This window comes from Blautia sp. MCC269, from assembly GCF_018785655.1.
GTDB lineage: Bacteria > Bacillota > Clostridia > Lachnospirales > Lachnospiraceae > Blautia_A.
Map to the genome: position 1 here is coordinate 1 of NZ_WQQE01000090.1, position 272 is coordinate 272.

The window sequence follows — 272 nt, forward strand, 5'->3', positions numbered from 1 at the left end:
GCACTATATTTGAGATTGAGCCGTGACGATGAATTACAGGGGGAAAGCGGCAGTATCCAGACCCAGCGCATGATGCTTAGGCAGTATGCCGCAGAGCATGGGCTGACTGTTGTAGACGAGTACATTGACGACGGATGGAGCGGGACAAATTTCGAGCGTCCAAGTTTCCAAAGGATGATTGATGACATCGAGGACGGGAAAATCAACTGCGTTGTCACAAAGGACTTATCCCGTCTGGGAAGAAACTATATCCTGACCGGTCAGTACACGGA

Annotated in this window: 1 protein-coding gene; it reads left to right on the forward strand. The window is 50.0% G+C overall.

The window, feature by feature from the left end:
• Positions 1-272: recombinase family protein (locus GPK88_RS17690; protein ID WP_252197810.1), on the forward strand; the 272-nt coding region annotated here is incomplete at both ends.